The organism is Paraburkholderia phenoliruptrix, assembly GCF_019511605.1.
Taxonomy (GTDB): Bacteria; Pseudomonadota; Gammaproteobacteria; order Burkholderiales; family Burkholderiaceae; genus Paraburkholderia; species Paraburkholderia phenoliruptrix_A.
This window is the reverse complement of record NZ_JAEUAV010000020.1, coordinates 91,320-109,627: the sequence shown is the minus strand read 5'-3', so window position 1 is coordinate 109,627 and position 18,308 is coordinate 91,320. Positions and strand designations below refer to the sequence as shown.

Genomic DNA, 18,308 nt, shown 5'->3' with positions numbered 1-18,308 from the left:
CTGCCGCTTATCCGCCGATGTACGACATTTCGACGCGGCGGCCTGCCTGTGCGCTTGCGTCGGCCGCGTTGCTGCCGCGCAATTGCGAGTAGCGGTCGGTGCGGCCTTGCCAGATTTCGGCGACGGCGGTCGCGATGTCGGCGTCGCTCGCGCCGCTGCGCAGCAACGCGCGCAGGTCGTGGCCCGCCGACGCGAACAGGCACAGGTACAGCTTGCCCTCGGTCGACAGGCGCGCACGCGTGCAACTCGCGCAGAAGGCGCGCGTCACGCTGGAGATCACGCCGATCTCGCCGCTGCCGTCTGCGTAGCCCCAGCGCTGGGCCGTTTCTGCGGCGCTATGCGCTTCGAGCGGCGCGAGCGGGAAATGCTCGGCAATGCGCGCGACCACCTCGGCGGACGGCAGCACTTCGGTCATGTTCCAGCCGTTCGACGTGCCCACGTCCATATATTCGATAAAGCGCAGCACCGCGCCCGAGCCTTTGAAATGGCGTGCCATGGGCACGATTTCGCTGTCGTTCGTGCCGCGCTTGACCACCATGTTGACCTTGAGCGGCGCGAGGCCCACGGCTTGCGCGGCGGCAATCCCGTCCAGCACGTCGGCGACCGCGAAGTCCGCGTCGTTCATGCGGCGAAACAGGGTGTCGTCGAGCGCGTCGAGGCTGACGGTGACGCGGGAGAGGCCGGCGTCCTTCAGACTGCGCGCCTTGCGCGCAAGCAGTGAGCCATTGGTGGTCAGCGTCAGGTCGAGCGGCCGGCCGGCGGGCGTGGTGAGCTGCGCGAGCCGCTCGATCAGGAACTCGAGGTTCTTGCGCAGCAGCGGTTCGCCGCCCGTCAGCCGGATTTTCTCGACGCCATGCGCGACGAAGAGCCGTGCGAGCCGTTCTATTTCCTCGAAGCTCAGCAGCGCGCTGTGCGGCAGGAACGCGTAGTCCTTGTCGAAAATGGCGCGCGGCATGCAGTAGACGCAGCGGAAATTGCAGCGGTCCGTCACCGAAATGCGCAGGTCCCTGAGCGGGCGCGCGAGCGTGTCGTGCAGCACGCCGCTAGGCGTCTGCAGCGGGCCGGAGATGACCGGCGCCGCGCTGAGATCGGCAACAGGGATGATGCGTCGGGACATGGATTGCTTTGGTTGTGTCGAACCGGCAAGGCGATCTGTTCATTCTATCGGAAATGCCTCTTTTGGCTTGGCGACGGCAAGCACGGTCGGGGTTTACGGGGGGGGGGCGCCAGCAGTGCGGCGGCGGTGTCCAGGCGAAAAAAAGCCCGCCGGTGAGGGCGGGCTTTTTCAGGCGGCGTCGCAGGAGTTACTGCGGGTGTTGGCCGGTTTCCACTTGCTGCATCGGCGTGCTGTCGACCGGCGGCAACGGCTTGCGCTCGCGCACCACGCGCGGCGGCTTGACCGTTTGGGCGGCGGCTTCCTGGGCGGCGCGCAGCTTGTTGGCGTCCGTGTTGACCCAGACCAGACCGGCTTTTTCCAGCACCGGCTTCAGTGCTTCGGCCGAGACCGCGGCATTGAACGACGGCTTGGCCGGTTCGGCTGCCTGAGGTGCTTCAGCCGATTGCGGAGCCTGCGGAGCTTCTGGGGCCGGAGCGGCTTGCGGCGCGGCGGCCACGGCTGCCGACTCGACCGTCGGCGCCACTGCCGCGACGACCGGCTTCGGCTCGACGATTTCCGGCTGCGGCGCAGGTTCGGCAGCCGGGACGGCGACTGCTTCAGCGGGAGCAGCCGGCGCAGCGTGCGCCTCGGCGGCCGGCGTAGCCGGCGCTGCTGCTTTTTCGCGAAGCACTGGCGCCACCAGCGATACCGTTTCAGCAGCCGCAGGTGCGGTCTGTGCCGGTTCGACGGGCGTTGCGGCTTGCGCGACGGGCACTTCTGCAACCGGCTCGACAACGGGCGGAGCTGCCGGCACTTCGGCGACCGGCACAACCGTTTCCGTCCTGGCTGCCTTTTCGGCGGCAAGAGCCGGAGTTTCCGTGGCGGCGTGCAGTTCGGTGACGACAGCCGTTTCGGTCGCGACAGCGGCAACCACGACTTCGACCGGCGCCACTTCCGTGGCTGCGCTAACTTCGTTCGCTTCCGGCTTGCGTTCTGCCGGCTGCTGGGCGACACGCAGCGGCGCTTCTTCGCCGATGTTGGCGTTTTCACCTTCCGCTTCGGCGACGTCCGCAGCCAGGTTGCCGTTCACGTCTTCTTCACGCTCACGACGACCGCCGCGACGGCCGCGGCGGCGGCGACGGCGCTCTTCGCCCTCACGCGCTACCGCTTCCTGATCGGCGGGCGCAGCGTTTTCGGTCACGGCGGCCGGGTTCAGCGCCAGTTCGTCCGCGGTTTGCGTTTCGGCTTGCGTCAACGCATCTGCGGTTTCCGTCTGCTGCTTGCGACGCTCACCGCGTTCGGCGCGCTCACGGCGCTCGCCACGTTCCTGACGTTCGCCGCGCGGTGCGCTTTCCACCGTTTCGGCACGCTCGCCGGCGCGATTGTCGCGCTCGCGGCTCTCACGCGGCTCGCGTGCCTCGCCGCGACCTTCGCGTCCTTCGCGATTGCCACGCGGCTCGCGCGCCTCACGCGGTTCGCGGGCCTCACGCGGTTCACGACCTTCGCGTGCTTCACGACCCTCGCGGCCCTCACGGGCTTCGCGCGGCTCGCGTTCCTCGCGGCGCTGCGACGGCTGCTGGCCCTGACGGCCGCCATTCGCGCCTTCGGTGCGTGCTGCCGCATCACGGCCGCCGGTGCCGCCACGACGATTGCGGTTGCGCTCGCCACCGCGCTCGCCGGTGCGTTCACCACGCTCCGTGCGCTCGCCGCGTTGCGGACGCGCCTGCTTTTCTGGCGCAGCCGGTGCAGCAGGCGCCGGCGCGGCAGGCTGCATGCCGAACAGGTTCTTCAACCAGCCGATGAAGCCGCCGGTGGCCGGCGCCACAGCGACCGGAGCCGGGGTTGCCGCCGGGCGAACCGGTGCGCTCGGCGCCGGCTTTTCGGGCGTGATGCCCTTGACCGCCGCTTCCTGCTTCGGCTTCACATCTTCAGCCCGCTTGCTGTAGCCGGTTTCCGACTCCAGTTCGCGTGCTGCTTCTTCGGCCATCTTCCACGAAGCGCGCGGGTCGTCGAGGCGGGCGTCGTCGTGACGCAGGCGCTCCAGCTTGTAATGCGGCGTGTCCAGGTGCTTGTTCGGCACCAGCACGACGTTGACCTTGAAGCGCGACTCGATCTTGTTGATTTCCGAGCGCTTTTCGTTCAGCAGGAAGGCGGTCACCTCGACCGGCACCTGGCAATGGATTGCCGCGGTGTTTTCCTTCATTGCTTCTTCCTGAATGATCCGCAGCACTTGCAGAGCGGACGATTCAGTATCGCGAATGTGGCCCGTGCCGTTGCAACGCGGGCAGGTCACGTGGCTGCCTTCGGACAGGGCGGGGCGCAGGCGTTGACGCGACAGCTCCATCAGGCCGAAGCGCGAAATCTTGCCCATTTGCACGCGAGCGCGGTCGTGCTTGAGCGCGTCTTTCAGGCGCTGTTCGACTTCGCGCTGGCTTTTTGCCGACTCCATGTCGATGAAGTCGATCACGATCAGGCCGCCCAGGTCGCGCAGGCGCAACTGGCGGGCGACTTCGTCGGCGGCTTCGAGGTTGGTGCGCGCGGCCGTTTCCTCGATGTCGGCGCCCTTGGTGGCGCGAGCCGAGTTGACGTCGATCGCGACGAGCGCTTCGGTGTGATCGATCACGATCGCGCCGCCCGAGGGCAGCGGCACGGTGCGCGAGTACGCCGTTTCGATCTGATGCTCGATCTGAAAGCGCGAGAAGAGCGGCACGTCGTCGTGATAGCGCTTGACCTTGCTGACGTTGTCCGGCATCACGATGTCCATGAAGGCGCGCGCCTGGTCATGGATTTCGGTCGTGTCGATCAGGATTTCGCCGATGTCCGGCTGGAAGTAGTCGCGAATCGCGCGGATCACGAGGCTCGATTCGAGATAAATGAGCATCGGCTGGCCGGCCGTCCCGCTTTGCGACGCGGCTTCGATCGCGCGCCACAGTTGCATCAGGTAGTTCAGGTCCCACTGCAGTTCTTCGGCGCTGCGGCCAATGCCGGCCGTGCGCGCGATGATGCTCATGCCCTCGGGCAACTGCAGCTGCGCCATGGTTTCGCGCAGTTCCTGGCGGTCGTCGCCTTCGATGCGGCGCGACACGCCGCCGCCGCGCGGGTTGTTCGGCATCAGGACCAGGTAGCGGCCGGCGAGCGAGATGAAGGTGGTGAGTGCCGCGCCCTTGTTGCCGCGCTCTTCTTTTTCGACCTGAACGATCAGTTCCTGGCCTTCCTTCAGCGCGTCCTGGATGCGCGCGGAGCGCATGTCCACGCCGTCGCGGAAATACTGGCGGGCTACTTCCTTGAACGGCAGAAAGCCGTGGCGGTCTTCGCCGTAGTTGACGAAACAGGCTTCCAGCGAAGGTTCGATGCGGGTAATGATGCCCTTGTAAATATTGCCTTTGCGCTGTTCGCGCCCGGCGGTTTCGATGTCGATGTCGATGAGTTTTTGCCCATCGACGATGGCGACGCGCAGCTCTTCCTGCTGCGTCGCATTGAACAACATGCGTTTCATTGAACGGCTCCAGAGCGGCTCGGCCGGCCTTCTTCCGGGGTGTCAGGCCGGGAGAGAGGGCAGCGGCATGCCGCGCCTTATTGTGTTTTCACAAGCACGCTGGAGCGGGAAGAATGGCGGGAGAATTGCCTGGGAGGGCCCGGCCCATAGACGACGGGGCGCGGTGCCGCAGGGCACATGCGAACACGGCTTCAAATAACGACCCGACACGCCGCGGGTTCTGCCGGCAAACCTTCATCAGCCCACGATCTCCTCGCCGGCGCCAACGGGGCGCGGGACCGGAGGGTCGAAGGCTGCGGTCATGCCGCAACGGGAAGTTCGCGCAAGCGGCGCGTCTTTTCCTGCTGGGGGTGTCTCGCCTCATTTTGACGTCGCCAAGTCTTGTACTTTCTACAAGACGCCATGGGCGCACGCCGTATTTTCGCAACCTGCAGCTTCGTACAGCAGGGCGCGAAATCGCCCAATCCGAAGCTGGAGGTTAAATTCTTTTTGACCAAAATTCCGTTACCGTCGAAGCCGACCTTTGACCGAACGCGCCTGTGGGCGCCGTCCCTGCCGGGCACTGGCTTCGTGCGTGCAACTTGTTGCATCTCATTCTCGGGGTGAGCAACCAGACCCCGGCGCAAGTAAAATAACGATTTACGCTTGCACCTGCGCAGTCCGCCCGAATTCCGGACACTGCGCCGGCCGCCGCAGACTGCTGGGCAAATTATATTCAGAATGAAAGAGTTAGGCAAAATATCCCAGAAATCGGTAACAAGTGCGGTCGCAAGCGATCAGGTGTCGGTGATCGAAATCGACGACAGTGCGGCCGGACAGCGCATCGACAACTTTTTGTTGCGGGTCTGTAAAGGCGTGCCGAAAAGCCATATCTACCGCATCCTGCGCAGCGGCGAAGTGCGGGTGAACAAGGGCCGGATCGACGCGCAATACCGGCTGGAGCTCGGCGACCTGGTGCGCGTGCCGCCTATTCGGGTCGCGCAGCATGATGAGGCAGCCGCTCAGGCGCCGGTGCCCAGTGCGCAGTTCAAAATCATTTTCGAAGACGAACATCTGCTCGTCATCGACAAACCGGCTGGCGTCGCGGTGCACGGCGGCAGCGGCGTGGCCTTCGGCGTGATCGAGCAGATGCGCGAGGCGCGGCCGCAGGCTAAATTTCTCGAACTGGTGCATCGGCTGGATCGCGAAACGTCCGGCATTCTGATGCTGGCCAAGAAGCGCTCGGCGCTCGTGAATCTGCACGACCAGATCCGCGAGAACAAAATGGACAAGCGCTACTACGCGTGCGTGCACGGAGAATGGGCGAGCGACTGGGGCCGCCGCCGCGCCGTCAAGGAGCCGCTGCACAAGTACCTGACCGCCGACGGCGAGCGGCGCGTGCGCGTGCAGGCCGACGGCCTCGCGTCCCACACTGTTTTCAACCTGATCGACCGCTGGCCGGACTACGCGCTGCTGGAAGCGGAGCTGAAGACTGGCCGCACGCACCAGATTCGCGTGCATTTGCAGCATCTGGAACTGCCGATCGTCGGCGATGCCAAATACGGCGACTTTGCACTGAACAAGGCGCTGGCGCGTGCCAACGCGAAGCCCGGCCTCAAGCGCATGTTCCTGCACGCCTACCGCCTGAAGCTCACGCACCCGGCAACGGGCGCGCCGCTGCAACTGGAAGCGCCGTTGCCGGCCGAGTGCCGCAACTTCATCGCGCAGCTGAACGAATTACGAAATGGGTCACACCCGGAGACGGCACCGCATGGCTAGAGAGCAATTTGATCTGATCGTCTTCGACTGGGACGGAACGCTGATGGATTCCACTGCGCACATCACGCGCAGCATTCAGGCCGCGTGCCGCGATCTCGGTCTGCCGGTGCCCGCGGACGAAGCGGCCAGCTACGTGATCGGCCTCGGCTTGCGGGACGCGCTGCAAATCGCGGCGCCCACGCTCGATCCGGCCGATTACCCGCGGCTTGCCGAGCGCTACCGGTTCCACTATCTGGTAAAGGACCAGACTACGGAGCTGTTTGCTGGCGTGCGCGAGATGCTGCAGGAATTGCGGGACCAGGGGTATCTGCTTGCCGTGGCTACGGGAAAGAGCCGCGTCGGACTGAACCGCGCGCTCGATCAGGTGCGGCTCACGAGCCTCTTCGATGGCACGCGCTGCGCCGACGAAACGTTTTCGAAGCCGCATCCGGCCATGTTGCACGAATTGACGCGCGAACTCGGGCAGGATCCGGTGCGCACGGTCATGGTGGGCGACACGACCCACGATTTGCAAATGGCGATCAACGCGGGCGTCGCGGGTATCGGCGTGACCTACGGCGCGCATCCTGCCGACTCGCTCAGCGCGCTGTCGCCGAAATATGTGGCTTCGAGCGTCGGAGCCCTGTCAGGCTGGTTGAGGGACAACGCATGAGCTCGACGCAAGAGGCAGGCGGGCGCGTAGAGGAGTCCGCAGCGCAGGCGGTGCGCGTGTGCGCGTCGGAGGAACTGCTCGACGGCGGGCGAGGGGTTCGGCGCGCCGCGAGAATCGGCGCGCAAGAAGTCGTGGTGTTTTTCGTTCGCTACGACGGTCGCGCCTATGGTTACCTGAACCGCTGCGCGCACGTGCCGATGGAGCTGGACTGGGCCGAGGGTCAGTTCTTCGAATCGTCCGGTTTATACTTGATGTGCGCCACCCACGGCGCGATTTACGCACCGGATACCGGCAAATGCGTAGGCGGTCCTTGCCGCGGGGCGCGGTTGCGCGCTCTCCAGGTCGACGAGCGCGACACACCCGAAGGCCGCGCCGTTTTCTGGCTCCCGGACGGCGAATTGCAGCCCGCCATGCCCTGACGCGGGTCCGTCCTGCCTGGCCCCCATTTTTCGATTTATCCCAAAAGCCGCATGTCCGACAATTTGACGCCTGAAACGAAAGAACCGTCCCTCAGTAGCCGCAGCCGAGCTTCTGCCGAGGAGCCGGGCTGGGAGCGCGCGGCGCTCGAGCGTATCGCGCTCGCTGCGATTAACGAGCAGCGCGCCGCGCGGCGTTGGAAGATTTTCTTCCGACTTCTATTTCTTGCCCTCTTGGGCTTCTTGATCTGGGCCGTGTTCGATTTTTCCGGCGACAAGCTGGCAGCGTCCGGCCGCCATACCGCGTTAATCGCGCTTGACGGCGAAATATCGGCTGATACGCGAGCGAACGCGGAAGATGTGGCGGCGGCGCTGGAAAGCGCGTTCGATGACGCCGGCACGGCGGGGGTGATTCTTCGTTGCAACAGCCCGGGCGGCAGTCCGGTGCAAGCGGGGATCATCTACGACGAAATGCGCCGTTTGCGGGCCAAACATCCGTCAATTCCTCTCTACGTGGTGGTGGGCGACATGTGCGCGTCCGGCGGTTACTACGCGGCGGCGGCCGGCGACAAGATCTACGTGGACAAGGCGAGCATCGTAGGCTCCATCGGCGTGCTGATGGACAGTTTTGGCTTCACCGGGCTCATGGACAAGCTCGGCATTCAGCGCCGGCTGCATACTTCGGGCGAGAACAAGGGTTTTTACGACCCGTTCTCTCCCGAAACGCCGAAGATGGACCAGCACGCGCAGGAAATGCTGGACCAGATCCATGCGCAGTTCATCGAGGCGGTGCGCCAAGGGCGCGGCAAGCGTCTGCACGAGACGCCGGACATGTTCTCGGGACTATTCTGGACGGGCGAGAAGAGCGTCGAACTGGGCCTTGCGGACGGGTTTGGCGACGCGAACTACGTCGCGCGAGAACTCATCAAGGCGCCGGAAATCGTCGACTACACGGTCAAGGAGAGCATTACCGACCGCGTCGCGCGCAAATTCGGCGCCGCTGTGGGCAGCGGCGCCGTGCATGCGTTGGCGCTGGGTGGCAAGCTGAACTTGCGGTGATGTCGCGGCGCTACGCCGCGAGAATCAGGAAAATGGCCGGCCGCTTGTGGATGTCGGCCGCTGGTTTCTTCTTCCAGTCCGCCACCGTGTGACTGCGGATTGTTTCCGTTTCCAGCGTCAGATCCACGGCAACACAAACGAGCGTGGAAGGGGCGCAGCTGGCCAGCAAGGTGTCCAGCAGCGCCCGGTTGCGGTACGGCGTCTCGATAAAAATCTGCGTCTGCTTGCCTTTGCGCGACTGCAATTCGAGATCGCGTATGCGCTTGGCTCTTTCGGCTGCGTCGACCGGCAGGTAGCCGTGGAACGCAAAACTCTGTCCATTCAGCCCCGAAGCCATTAGCGCGAGCAAGATCGAGCTCGGTCCCACGAACGGCACGACCTTGACGCCCCGCTCGTGCGCGCGGCGCACCAGCAGCGCGCCAGGATCGGCGACCGCCGGACAACCGGCTTCGGAGACGAGCCCTGCGTCCGTGCCGGCGAGGACTGGCGCGAGCAGCTTGTCGATCTCGCCGGCGGGCGTGTTCACGTTCAGTTCCCGGATCTCGATTTCCTGGATCGGCCGTTCGGTGCCGACTTTCTTCAGGAACGCGCGCGTGGTTTTGGCGTTTTCGCCAATGTAATACTGAAGCGTCGCCGCGCGGGCGCGAACCGGCGCGGGGAGCACGGCGTCGAGCGCGTCGCCCTCGCCGAGCGTATTCGGGATCAGATACAGCGTGCCGCTCATTTTGCCCCCAATAGCGGATAACCCGCCGTCAGCAGCATGCCGGACAGCACGATCAGCGGCAGGCCGACGAGCGCGGTCGGATCGTCCGAATGGATTGCTTCCAGCAGCGCAATGCCGAGACCCTCGGATTTCGCGCTGCCGGCGACGTCGTACGGCGTCTCGGCGTGCAGATATGCTTGCAGCATTGCGTCCGGAAGGTCGCGAAAGCGTACGCGCGTAATCACGTCTGCGGTCTGGGCGACGCCCGAGCGGCTGTCGAGCAGGCATAGCGCACTATGGAACAGTACCTCGCGTCCCCGCATCGCCTGCAATTGCGCAAGCGCCTTCTCGTGGGTGCCGGGTTTGCCTATCTGCAGGCCGTCATAAGTAGCCACCTGGTCGGAGCCGATGACGAGCGCGGCGTCGGTGGTGGCTAGCGCGGCCGCTACCGCACGCGCCTTTGCCACTGCGAGCCGCAATGCAGTGGCTTGTGGCGTTTCGCCTGCATGCGGGGTTTCGTCGATCGCGGGCACGGCCACGTCGAAAGGAATGCGCAGGCGTTCGAGCAACTCGCGGCGATACGGCGAACTCGACGCCAGAATGAGGCGCGGCGGGCTTTTAAGGGAATCTGACATGGTCGATCAACGGCTGGAGAGGCGGGGCATACGCGGCTCGCGCGCAGGTCGCGCCGGTACGGGCTTAAGTGTTTGACTCGAAAAGACAAAACGGATATGATTTTGGGCTTTTCATCGGTATGCTTGCGTCAGGCGGGCTTCGGTGTGATCCGTGGATCCGTGGCGGTAGCAGCGGCAGGGCCAAGGGTAGCGGCAGGGCCAAGGGCAGCGGCAACAAAAATATAAGCGGCCACAGGCGCATCACCGAAGGTACGCGGGCTTTCTCGCAAACTGGTTTATCCCGTGATCTAACGGCGAATTCTTGCCGACGCAGGAGCGCACATGACTCAACATCCTGGCAAACCTGCAGGTCTGTCCGACCCGCACGAACTCGATCTGTTCGAATTTGCGCGGAGCGGCCGGCAGGCCGCGGGTGTCGTGCGCGTCTCGCAACTGCCGCGCATGTTAAACGAAGTCCCGGCAGAAGCGCCAGACCGCGACACTGCGTTCACCTGGCAGGCCGAAGGGGCGACGCAGCCGGAATTGCAGGACGACGGCACCGAGGGTCCCCAGCCTTATTTGAGGATGGCGATTCACGGTGCTGCGTGGCTCGAATGTCAGCGGTGCATGACACCGTACTCGCAGGCGTTCAATGTCGACGCGACCTACCGGATCGTCAACACGGAGGCGGAAGCCGAAGAGTTTCCGCTTGACGAGGATGAAGTCGAAGTGATCGTGGGCTCGCGCCAGTTCGATCTCATCGACCTGATCGAGGAAGAGTTGCTGCTTTCGTTGCCACTCGTGCCCAAGCACGAGGTATGTCCCGAGGTGCACGAGAGTCTCGTCTCTGGTGCGGCCGGTACCGAAAGTGAGTTCGACGAAGCTGCGCTGGACGAAGCCGACGGGGCCGGCGAAGCAGCGGAACCGGAGCGGCCGAATCCGTTTGCGGCGCTCGAAAGTCTCAAGCGCGGCAAGCCGGGCGACAAGAAGCACTGAACAGTTGCATGGGAGCGCGAGGCGGGCGCATTGGCCATTCGGCCAGTGGCGGACACCGCGTCGGGCTGTGTTAGAATTCGGAAAATTTTTAGGAGTTAGTCATGGCAGTTCAACAAAATAAGAAGTCGCCGTCGAAGCGCGGCATGCACCGTTCGCACGATTTCCTGACGGCAGCGCCGCTGGCCGTGGAACCGAGCACGGGCGAAGTGCATCTGCGTCACCACGTCAGCCCGAACGGCTACTATCGCGGCAAGAAAGTCGTCAAGACGAAGAACGACTAATCGTTTCACTGCGTTGCGCCAACCGGCGTTTCGCGTGGCGATCAGCTCGCTTGACACTCGCTTGACATTTTCCCGGCTCGACAAAAAGGCGGCATTGAATTGCCGCTTTTTTGTGTCGATCGCAGTTGCAGCTTCAGCGCTTGCCGCAGTCCCCTGCAGAGCGCCTGAAATTCGCCGCACTCCATGACAGTAAAGCTCACGATAGATTGCATGGGAGGCGACCACGGCCCGTCCGTGACCGTTCCCGCTGCCGTCAACTTCGTTCGCTCGCATCCTGACGCGCAGCTGCTGCTCGTCGGCATTGAAAGTGCGATTCGTGCGCAGCTCAAGAAGTTGAAGGCTCAGGACCTGTCGGCGTTGACAGTCGTATCCGCTTCCGAGATCGTCGCCATGGACGATCCGGTCGAAGTCGCGCTGCGCAAGAAAAAAGATTCATCCATGCGCGTGGCGCTCAATCGCGTCAAGGAAGGCGAGGCACAGGCCTGCATCTCCGCCGGCAATACCGGCGCGCTGATGGCGGTGTCGCGCTACGTGCTCAAAACGCTGGCGGGCATCGAGCGCCCGGCGATTGCGTCCGCCTTGCCCAATCCCAACGGCTACACAATGATGCTCGACCTGGGCGCCAACGTCGACTGCGAACCGCAGCATCTGCTGCAATTCGCGGAGATGGGGCACGCGCTCGTGTCCGCGCTCGAAGGTAAGGAGCGGCCCACCATCGGCCTGCTCAACATCGGCGAAGAAGTCATCAAGGGCAACGACACGATTAAACGTGCCGGTGAGCTGCTGCGTGCCAGCACGCTAAACTTCCACGGCAACGTGGAAGGCAACGACATCTTCAAAGGCACGGTCGACGTGATCGTGTGCGACGGTTTCGTCGGCAATGTCGCGTTGAAGACGTCCGAGGGCCTCGCGCAGATGCTCTCGAACATCATCAAGGAAGAGTTCGGCCGTTCGTGGCTCACGAAGGTGATGGCCGTGCTCGCGCTGCCGGTATTGATGCGCTTCAAGAAGCGCGTCGATCATCGGCAATACAATGGTGCCGCGCTGCTGGGTCTGCGCGGACTGGTGATCAAAAGCCACGGTTCCGCGGACGCCTATGCGTTTGAGTGGGCTATCAAACGCGGGTATGATGCCGTCAAAAACGGCGTGCTGGAGCGCCTTGCGCAAGCGATGGAAGAGAACGCGGGTTCTCTTGAACAGGCGGCGCGCGACGCAAGCGGTGCGGGTCACGCAAGCCCCATTGCAGGCCAGCCGGCCGAGCCCTACGCTGCGCAATCCTCGAAGGCATAATGGCTCAATCGACAATTTACTCCCGCGTCCTCGGCACCGGCAGCTATCTGCCGCCCGCGCGCGTTACCAATCAGGACCTCGCTGAGCGTCTCGCGAAGCAGGGCGTCGAGACGAGCGACGAATGGATCGTGGCCCGCACGGGCATCCACGCGCGTCACTTCGCCGACCCGGACGTCACGACGAGCGACCTCGCGCAGATCGCCTCGCAGCGCGCCATCGAGGCGGCGGACATCGACCCGCAAGCCATCGACCTGATCATTGTCGCCACCTCCACGCCGGATTTCGTGTTTCCGAGCACGGCGTGCCTGCTGCAGAACAAGCTGGGCATCAAGAATCACGGCGCGGCATTCGACGTGCAGGCGGTGTGCTCCGGCTTTGCCTATGCGGTTTCGCTCGCAGACAGCCTGATTCGCAGCGGCCAGCATCGCACGGCGCTCGTGGTCGGCGCGGAGACGTTCTCGCGCATTCTCGATTTCAACGACCGCACCACCTGCGTGCTGTTCGGCGACGGCGCGGGTGCGGTGATCCTGCAGGCGTCGGCGGAACCGGGCGTGCTCTCGAGCGCACTGCACGCGGACGGCAGTCATTCGGGCATTCTCTGCACGCCGGGTAACGTGAACGGCGGCGTCGTGGCGGGCAGTGCGTTCCTGCATATGGACGGGCAAGCGGTGTTCAAGCTGGCCGTCAATGTGCTGGAGAAAGTCGCGGTGGAAGCGCTCGAGAAAGCGAACCTGTCGGCCGATCAGATTGACTGGCTGATTCCGCACCAGGCCAATATCCGCATCATGCAGAGCACCTGCCGCAAGCTTGGCTTGCCGCAGGAACGCATGGTCGTCACCGTGGGCGAGCACGGCAACACGTCGGCTGCGTCCATTCCACTCGCACTCGACGTCGCGGTGCGCGACGGCCGCATCAAGCGCGGCCAGAACGTGCTGATCGAAGGCGTCGGCGGCGGCTTCACGTGGGGCGCGTCGGTCATCCGTTATTGATCGCCGGCTGACTTCTGGCGGCGCCGTTCCAGGCGCCCCGCGCCGCGTGCTCGAGAGCCGCGCGCCTACATCTGACTAAATCGACTTTGGGGACGATATGAAATTTGCGTTCGTTTTTCCTGGACAGGGTTCGCAATCCGTCGGCATGCTCAACGCTTTCGCCGATCAGGCGATTGTGCGCGAGACGGTTCAGGAAGCCTCCGACGCGCTCAATCAGGACCTCGGCAAGCTGATCGCCGAAGGTCCCGCCGAAGATCTGAATCTCACCACCAACACCCAGCCGGTCATGCTGACTGCGGCCTACGCGATCTACCGCGCGTGGCAGCAGGCCGGCGGCCCCACGCCGGCCATCGTCGCGGGCCATAGCCTCGGCGAATACACGGCGCTTGTCGCGGCCGGCGCAATCGCGTTTCGCGACGCCGTGCCGCTCGTGCGCTTTCGCGCGCAGGCCATGCAAACGGCGGTGCCGGTCGGCGAAGGCGGCATGGCGGCAATTCTCGGTCTGGACGACGACACGGTGCGCGCGGTGTGCGCAGAGGCGTCGGCGGCGGGCGTCGTCGAAGCGGTCAATTTCAATGCGCCGTCGCAAGTCGTGATCGCGGGCCACAAGGCCGCTGTCGAGAAGGCCTGCGAAGTCGCGAAGGTGAAGGGCGCGAAGCGCGCGCTGCCGCTGCCGGTGTCGGCGCCGTTTCACTCGTCGCTGCTCAAGCCGGCGTCGGATCAATTGCGCGAATACCTGGCGAGCGTCAACGTTCAGGTGCCGTCCATCCCCGTCATTAACAATGTCGACGTGGCCATCGTCAACGAGCCCGCGCAGATCAAAGACGCGCTGGTGCGCCAGGCGGCAGGCGCGGTGCGCTGGGTCGAGAGCGTGCAAGCCATGGCGGCGCAGGGCGTCACGCATGTGGTCGAATGCGGGCCGGGCAAGGTCCTTGCGGGCCTCACCAAGCGTATCGACGGCACTCTGACCGGCGCGTCCGTCTTCGATCCGGCCTCGCTCGAAGAAACCCTCAAGCTCGTCACGGCGAGCTAACTGCGACAGCGCAGACGCGGTACCAGCATCGGCAATCAATCAGCCCTCCGAAGGGCATTCGGATCGACAGATGGAAAAGAATCTCGACAAGCAGATCGCAATCGTAACGGGCGCCTCGCGCGGCATTGGCCGCGCAATTGCCATGGAACTCGCGCGCCAGGGCGCCACCGTGATCGGCACGGCGACGAGCGAAAGCGGCGCGGCGGCCATTAGCGAAGCGTTCAATGCGGCAGGCGTGAGCGGCCGCGGCGCGGTGCTCGACGTGAACGATGCGGCGGCTGCGGAAGCGCTGATCGACGGCACGTTGAAAGAATTCGGCGCGCTGCATGTGCTCGTGAACAACGCCGGCATCACGCAGGACCAACTGGCCATGCGCATGAAGGACGACGACTGGGACGCGGTGATCGACACCAACCTGAAGTCGGTGTTCCGTCTGTCGCGTGCGGTGCTGCGCCCGATGATGAAGGCGAAGGGCGGGCGCATCATCAACATCACCTCGGTGGTCGGTTCCGCGGGCAATCCGGGGCAGGTCAACTACGCCGCAGCGAAGGCGGGCGTGGCCGGTATGACGCGCGCGCTCGCACGTGAAATCGGCAGCCGCGGCATTACGGTGAACTGCGTGGCGCCTGGCTTCATCGACACCGACATGACGCGCACTCTGCCGGAAGAGCAGCAAACCGCGCTCAAAACGCAGATTCCGCTGGGCCGTCTCGGCAGCCCGGAAGATATCGCACACGCTGTCGCTTTCCTCGCGTCGCCGCAAGCCGGTTACATCACCGGCACGACGATGCATGTGAACGGCGGAATGTACATGTCGTAACCAAATTCGGTTACTATCCGCGCCTTGATGCGTTTCTCGAATGCGTCGGGCGCATGCCTTGACAGCAACCTGATGCGCCGCTTTTTTGCCGGGTCAAACCTGATAAAATGCGCGCACTGTATTTTTGAACTTCTTTTCCCTTGGAGGGGTAATGGACAATATCGAACAGCGCGTCAAGAAGATCGTCGCAGAACAACTGGGCGTGGCCGAAGCTGAAATCAAGAACGAAGCTTCGTTCGTGAACGACCTCGGCGCCGACTCGCTGGACACGGTTGAACTCGTGATGGCCCTCGAAGACGAATTCGGCATGGAAATTCCGGATGAAGAAGCCGAGAAGATCACCACTGTTCAGCAAGCGATCGACTACGCTCGCGCAAACGTCAAGGCCTAAGGTCATTCGCACCTGCATTTGTGCGTTCGCGTCGTACGACGCCCTGCCGCGTCGGTTGTCGACGCCACCGGGGCTGGCGTTTTTTGCCGCGCCGCTTGCCGCAAGAGTTGTCATGCAGGAGCCAGCGATGTTGACAGCGCAAGTTTCCGCGCGATTGCCGACTTAACAGCCACAGGGCGCACAGGGCAGGTTCCTGTGGCCGCTGTGGCTTTTGCTTTTGTCATCTATGAAAAAGGGGTTACCGTGAGCCGCCGTCGTGTTGTTGTTACAGGCCTGGGGCTGATTTCGCCTGTTGGCAATAATGTTGCCGACGGCTGGGCCAATCTGGTCGCCGGCAAGTCGGGTATTGCCAATATCACGAAGTTCGACGCGTCGAACTTCTCGACTCGTTTTGCCGGCGAGGTGAAGGGCTTCAATATCGAGGACTACATCCCCGGTAAGGAAGCACGCCACATGGATACGTTCATCCATTACGGCGTGGCTGCAGGCATCCAGGCGATGCAGGACAGCGGCCTTACAGTCACCGACGAAAATTCGGAGCGCATCGGCGTCGTGGTCGGTTCGGGCATCGGCGGTCTGCCGATGATCGAAGTCACGCAAACCGAGCTGCTCAACCGCGGCCCGCGCCGCATTTCGCCGTTCTTCGTGCCGGCGTCGATCATCAACATGATCTCGGGTCACCTGTCGATCAAGTTCGGCATCAAGGGTCCGAATCTCGCCATCGTCACCGCATGTACGACGGGCCTGCACTGTATCGGCGAGGCTTCGCGCCTGATCGAATACGGCGACGCGGACGTCATGATCGCAGGCGGTGCGGAATCGACGGTGTCGCCGCTTGGCATCGGCGGCTTCGCGGCGGCGCGCGCGCTGTCGCAACGCAACGATGACCCGGCTACTGCCAGCCGCCCGTGGGACAAGGACCGCGACGGTTTCGTGCTGGGCGAGGGCGCGGGCGTCATGGTGCTCGAAGAGTACGAGCACGCCAAGGCGCGCGGCGCGAAGATCTACGCCGAAGTCGGCGGCTACGGGATGAGCGGCGACGCGTATCACATGACCGCGCCGCTCGAAGACGGCGACGGTGCGCGCCGCTGCATGCTGGCGGCCATGAAGAACGCGGGCGTCAACGCCGATCAGGTGAATTATCTGAACGCGCACGGCACGTCCACGCCGCTCGGCGATCTGGCCGAAACGACCGGCATCAAGCGCGCGTTCGGCGACCACGCCAGAAACATCGTCGTGAATTCGACGAAGTCAATGACCGGTCACCTGCTCGGCGGTGCCGGCGGTCTGGAGTCGGTGTTCACGGTGCTTGCCGTGCATCATCAGGTGTCGCCGCCCACGATCAACATCTTCAACCAGGACCCCGAGTGCGACCTGGACTACTGCGCCAACACTGCGCGGGAGATGAAGATCGACGTCGCGCTGAAGAACTCGTTCGGGTTCGGCGGCACGAACGGCACGCTGGTTTTCAAGCGCGCCTGAGGCTCGCAGCCGGGTGACGCGCCAGCCGTCGGCGCCGGTTGCGCCGGTGCCTTCCCCTGAAACGGTCACATCCGAAAGAGCGCCGCAGCGAATCGCGCTGCGGCGCTCTTTCGCGATGCGCGCTGCGTCAGCAGTTTTCATCGCCACGGCGTCGGCGGCGGTTTACGGCTGTCTGTCGTCGTGGCTGGGCGCCTGGCAAGCGCTTCCGTTGACGCTTGCTGCTTTCGCGCTGCTCGCGCTTGGTTCGGTCCGCTATGACCGGGCACAGCCAGTGGCGCTGACCGTGGGGCGAGAGAGTCTCGCTGCGTGGGGGCGGGCCGGTATTCTGCTCGCGCAAGGCCGCATAGCGGGCTGCGCCCATTGGGGTGACCGTCTGCTCGTGCTCGTGCTGAAACCGGAAGAGGGGCGCTCGCACACGCTGCTCATTCCCGCCGACACCGTCCCGCCGGCTGTCTTTCGCGAACTGGCGGTGCGCGCCCGCCGCCGCGCCGGCGCGTGACTGTAACGACTGTAACCGCTGTTACCGGGCGTCATGTGCTGCGTAACGTGCCCCGTCGAGCGGGACGCTACAATGGTGCCCCCGTCATGCGCCCTTAAGTTAACGGATTTATCAGGTGAGCGAAAAAGAAATTGATCAGGTGCTGGTCGAGCGCGTCCAGAAGGGCGACAAGGCCGCGTTCGAGCTTCTGGTCTCCAAATACCACCGCAAGATTCTCCGGCTGATCTCGCGCCTCGTGCGCGACCCCGCCGAGGTGGAAGACGTTGCGCAAGACGCTTTCATCAAGGCTTACCGCGCGTTGCCGCAATTTCGCGGCGAATCCGCGTTTTATACGTGGTTGTACCGGATTGCGGTCAACACGGCGAAGAACTACCTTGCGACCCAAGGCCGGCGAGCGCCGACATCGACGGAAGCAGATGCTGAAGAAGCTGAAACTTTCTCGGACGCCGACCAACTAAGGGATATCAACACGCCTGAGTCGATGTTGATGAGCAAGCAGATCGCCGAGACGGTCAATGCTGCGATGGCGGTTTTACCGGAAGAGCTGCGTACCGCCATTACTCTTCGTGAAATTGAAGGTCTGAGCTACGAAGAAATCGCAGAAATGATGAGTTGCCCTATTGGCACCGTCAGATCGCGAATTTTCCGCGCTCGCGAAGCCATTGCGGCAAAATTGCGTCCGTTGCTTGACACACCTGAAGGCAAGCGCTGGTAAATCCGGCGCGCCGCCCGG

General features: G+C 63.9%; 18 protein-coding genes. 14 read left to right on the top strand and 4 right to left on the bottom strand.

Features of this window, described 5'->3' with window-relative positions:
* Positions 1-7 precede the first annotated feature (7 nt).
* The gene (moaA, locus tag JNB89_RS22675; RefSeq protein ID WP_220363659.1) at positions 8-1,117 is read right to left on the bottom strand and encodes a GTP 3',8-cyclase MoaA; all 1,110 of its coding nucleotides are present in this window, start codon (positions 1,115-1,117) and stop codon (positions 8-10) included.
* Between the two features lie 187 nt (positions 1,118-1,304).
* The gene (locus JNB89_RS22670; RefSeq protein WP_220363658.1) at positions 1,305-4,592 is read right to left on the bottom strand and encodes an Rne/Rng family ribonuclease; all 3,288 of its coding nucleotides are present in this window, start codon (positions 4,590-4,592) and stop codon (positions 1,305-1,307) included.
* Positions 4,593-5,312: 720 nt separating this feature from the next.
* Here JNB89_RS22670 and JNB89_RS22665 point away from each other — a divergent pair.
* Genes JNB89_RS22665 through JNB89_RS22650 form a run of 4 tightly spaced genes read left to right on the top strand, consistent with a single transcriptional unit; the run spans position 5,313 to position 8,477 of the window.
* Complete coding sequence (locus JNB89_RS22665) at positions 5,313-6,350, top strand: RluA family pseudouridine synthase (RefSeq protein ID WP_135892767.1); 1,038 nt, start codon at positions 5,313-5,315, stop codon at positions 6,348-6,350.
* Positions 6,343-7,002: an HAD-IIIA family hydrolase gene (locus JNB89_RS22660; protein WP_013340069.1), complete on the top strand. Its 660-nt coding sequence runs from the start codon at positions 6,343-6,345 to the stop codon at positions 7,000-7,002. The genes JNB89_RS22665 and JNB89_RS22660 overlap by 8 nt, the downstream gene beginning before the upstream one ends.
* On the top strand, positions 6,999-7,421 hold the full coding sequence (locus JNB89_RS22655) for a Rieske (2Fe-2S) protein (RefSeq protein ID WP_220363657.1): 423 nt from the start codon (positions 6,999-7,001) through the stop codon (positions 7,419-7,421). Before JNB89_RS22660 ends, JNB89_RS22655 begins: the two co-directional genes overlap by 4 nt.
* A gap of 51 nt (positions 7,422-7,472) precedes the next feature.
* Positions 7,473-8,477, top strand: coding sequence for a S49 family peptidase (locus JNB89_RS22650; protein ID WP_220363656.1), 1,005 nt, complete (start codon positions 7,473-7,475; stop codon positions 8,475-8,477).
* Between the two features lie 10 nt (positions 8,478-8,487).
* On the opposite strand, the gene JNB89_RS22645 is transcribed toward JNB89_RS22650, so the two are convergent.
* Together JNB89_RS22645 and JNB89_RS22640 are read right to left on the bottom strand one after the other, a co-directional pair.
* Positions 8,488-9,201, bottom strand: a complete 714-nt coding sequence (locus tag JNB89_RS22645) for an SAM-dependent methyltransferase (RefSeq protein ID WP_220363655.1) — start codon at positions 9,199-9,201, stop codon at positions 8,488-8,490.
* Positions 9,198-9,815 carry a Maf-like protein gene (locus JNB89_RS22640; protein ID WP_220363654.1) on the bottom strand — a complete coding sequence of 206 codons (618 nt, stop codon included), beginning with the start codon at positions 9,813-9,815 and terminating at the stop codon, positions 9,198-9,200. Before JNB89_RS22640 ends, JNB89_RS22645 begins: the two co-directional genes overlap by 4 nt.
* 321 nt (positions 9,816-10,136) lie before the next feature.
* Between JNB89_RS22640 and JNB89_RS22635 the strand changes: the two genes are divergently transcribed.
* From JNB89_RS22635 to rpoE, 10 genes are all read left to right on the top strand, one after another.
* Positions 10,137-10,790 (top strand): YceD family protein, encoded by a 654-nt coding sequence (locus JNB89_RS22635; protein ID WP_220363653.1) that lies wholly within the window; start codon positions 10,137-10,139, stop codon positions 10,788-10,790.
* Between the two features lie 101 nt (positions 10,791-10,891).
* Positions 10,892-11,071 carry a 50S ribosomal protein L32 gene (gene rpmF / locus JNB89_RS22630; RefSeq protein ID WP_006051932.1) on the top strand — a complete coding sequence of 60 codons (180 nt, stop codon included), beginning with the start codon at positions 10,892-10,894 and terminating at the stop codon, positions 11,069-11,071.
* 183 nt (positions 11,072-11,254) lie between these two features.
* On the top strand, positions 11,255-12,361 hold the full coding sequence (gene plsX, locus JNB89_RS22625) for a phosphate acyltransferase PlsX (RefSeq protein ID WP_013340063.1): 1,107 nt from the start codon (positions 11,255-11,257) through the stop codon (positions 12,359-12,361).
* On the top strand, positions 12,361-13,350 hold the full coding sequence (locus tag JNB89_RS22620) for a beta-ketoacyl-ACP synthase III (protein WP_013340062.1): 990 nt from the start codon (positions 12,361-12,363) through the stop codon (positions 13,348-13,350). The genes plsX and JNB89_RS22620 overlap by 1 nt, the downstream gene beginning before the upstream one ends.
* Positions 13,351-13,447: 97 nt before the next feature.
* Positions 13,448-14,383 carry an ACP S-malonyltransferase gene (gene fabD / locus JNB89_RS22615; protein WP_220363652.1) on the top strand — a complete coding sequence of 312 codons (936 nt, stop codon included), beginning with the start codon at positions 13,448-13,450 and terminating at the stop codon, positions 14,381-14,383.
* A gap of 70 nt (positions 14,384-14,453) precedes the next feature.
* Positions 14,454-15,203: a 3-oxoacyl-ACP reductase FabG gene (fabG, locus tag JNB89_RS22610; RefSeq protein WP_220363651.1), complete on the top strand. Its 750-nt coding sequence runs from the start codon at positions 14,454-14,456 to the stop codon at positions 15,201-15,203.
* 151 nt (positions 15,204-15,354) lie between these two features.
* Positions 15,355-15,594, top strand: a complete 240-nt coding sequence (gene acpP / locus JNB89_RS22605; RefSeq protein ID WP_004197638.1) for an acyl carrier protein — start codon at positions 15,355-15,357, stop codon at positions 15,592-15,594.
* A 243-nt stretch (positions 15,595-15,837) separates the two neighbouring features.
* Positions 15,838-17,076 (top strand): beta-ketoacyl-ACP synthase II, encoded by a 1,239-nt coding sequence (gene fabF, locus JNB89_RS22600; protein WP_041728250.1) that lies wholly within the window; start codon positions 15,838-15,840, stop codon positions 17,074-17,076.
* Positions 17,077-17,191: 115 nt separating this feature from the next.
* Positions 17,192-17,575 carry a protein YgfX gene (locus JNB89_RS22595; protein ID WP_220363650.1) on the top strand — a complete coding sequence of 128 codons (384 nt, stop codon included), beginning with the start codon at positions 17,192-17,194 and terminating at the stop codon, positions 17,573-17,575.
* 115 nt (positions 17,576-17,690) lie between these two features.
* Positions 17,691-18,290, top strand: a complete 600-nt coding sequence (rpoE, locus tag JNB89_RS22590; protein ID WP_013340057.1) for an RNA polymerase sigma factor RpoE — start codon at positions 17,691-17,693, stop codon at positions 18,288-18,290.
* Positions 18,291-18,308: the final 18 nt, after the last annotated feature.

Coding starts and splice junctions, on each gene's coding strand:
- moaA (WP_220363659.1), bottom strand. CDS start 1,117: ATGTCCCGACGCATCATCCCTGTTGCCGATCTCAGCGCGGCGCCGGTC.
- JNB89_RS22670 (WP_220363658.1), bottom strand. CDS start 4,592: ATGAAACGCATGTTGTTCAATGCGACGCAGCAGGAAGAGCTGCGCGTC.
- JNB89_RS22665 (WP_135892767.1), top strand. CDS start 5,313: ATGAAAGAGTTAGGCAAAATATCCCAGAAATCGGTAACAAGTGCGGTC.
- JNB89_RS22660 (WP_013340069.1), top strand. CDS start 6,343: ATGGCTAGAGAGCAATTTGATCTGATCGTCTTCGACTGGGACGGAACG.
- JNB89_RS22655 (WP_220363657.1), top strand. CDS start 6,999: ATGAGCTCGACGCAAGAGGCAGGCGGGCGCGTAGAGGAGTCCGCAGCG.
- JNB89_RS22650 (WP_220363656.1), top strand. CDS start 7,473: ATGTCCGACAATTTGACGCCTGAAACGAAAGAACCGTCCCTCAGTAGC.
- JNB89_RS22645 (WP_220363655.1), bottom strand. CDS start 9,201: ATGAGCGGCACGCTGTATCTGATCCCGAATACGCTCGGCGAGGGCGAC.
- JNB89_RS22640 (WP_220363654.1), bottom strand. CDS start 9,815: ATGTCAGATTCCCTTAAAAGCCCGCCGCGCCTCATTCTGGCGTCGAGT.
- JNB89_RS22635 (WP_220363653.1), top strand. CDS start 10,137: ATGACTCAACATCCTGGCAAACCTGCAGGTCTGTCCGACCCGCACGAA.
- rpmF (WP_006051932.1), top strand. CDS start 10,892: ATGGCAGTTCAACAAAATAAGAAGTCGCCGTCGAAGCGCGGCATGCAC.
- plsX (WP_013340063.1), top strand. CDS start 11,255: ATGACAGTAAAGCTCACGATAGATTGCATGGGAGGCGACCACGGCCCG.
- JNB89_RS22620 (WP_013340062.1), top strand. CDS start 12,361: ATGGCTCAATCGACAATTTACTCCCGCGTCCTCGGCACCGGCAGCTAT.
- fabD (WP_220363652.1), top strand. CDS start 13,448: ATGAAATTTGCGTTCGTTTTTCCTGGACAGGGTTCGCAATCCGTCGGC.
- fabG (WP_220363651.1), top strand. CDS start 14,454: ATGGAAAAGAATCTCGACAAGCAGATCGCAATCGTAACGGGCGCCTCG.
- acpP (WP_004197638.1), top strand. CDS start 15,355: ATGGACAATATCGAACAGCGCGTCAAGAAGATCGTCGCAGAACAACTG.
- JNB89_RS22595 (WP_220363650.1), top strand. CDS start 17,192: ATGCGCGCTGCGTCAGCAGTTTTCATCGCCACGGCGTCGGCGGCGGTT.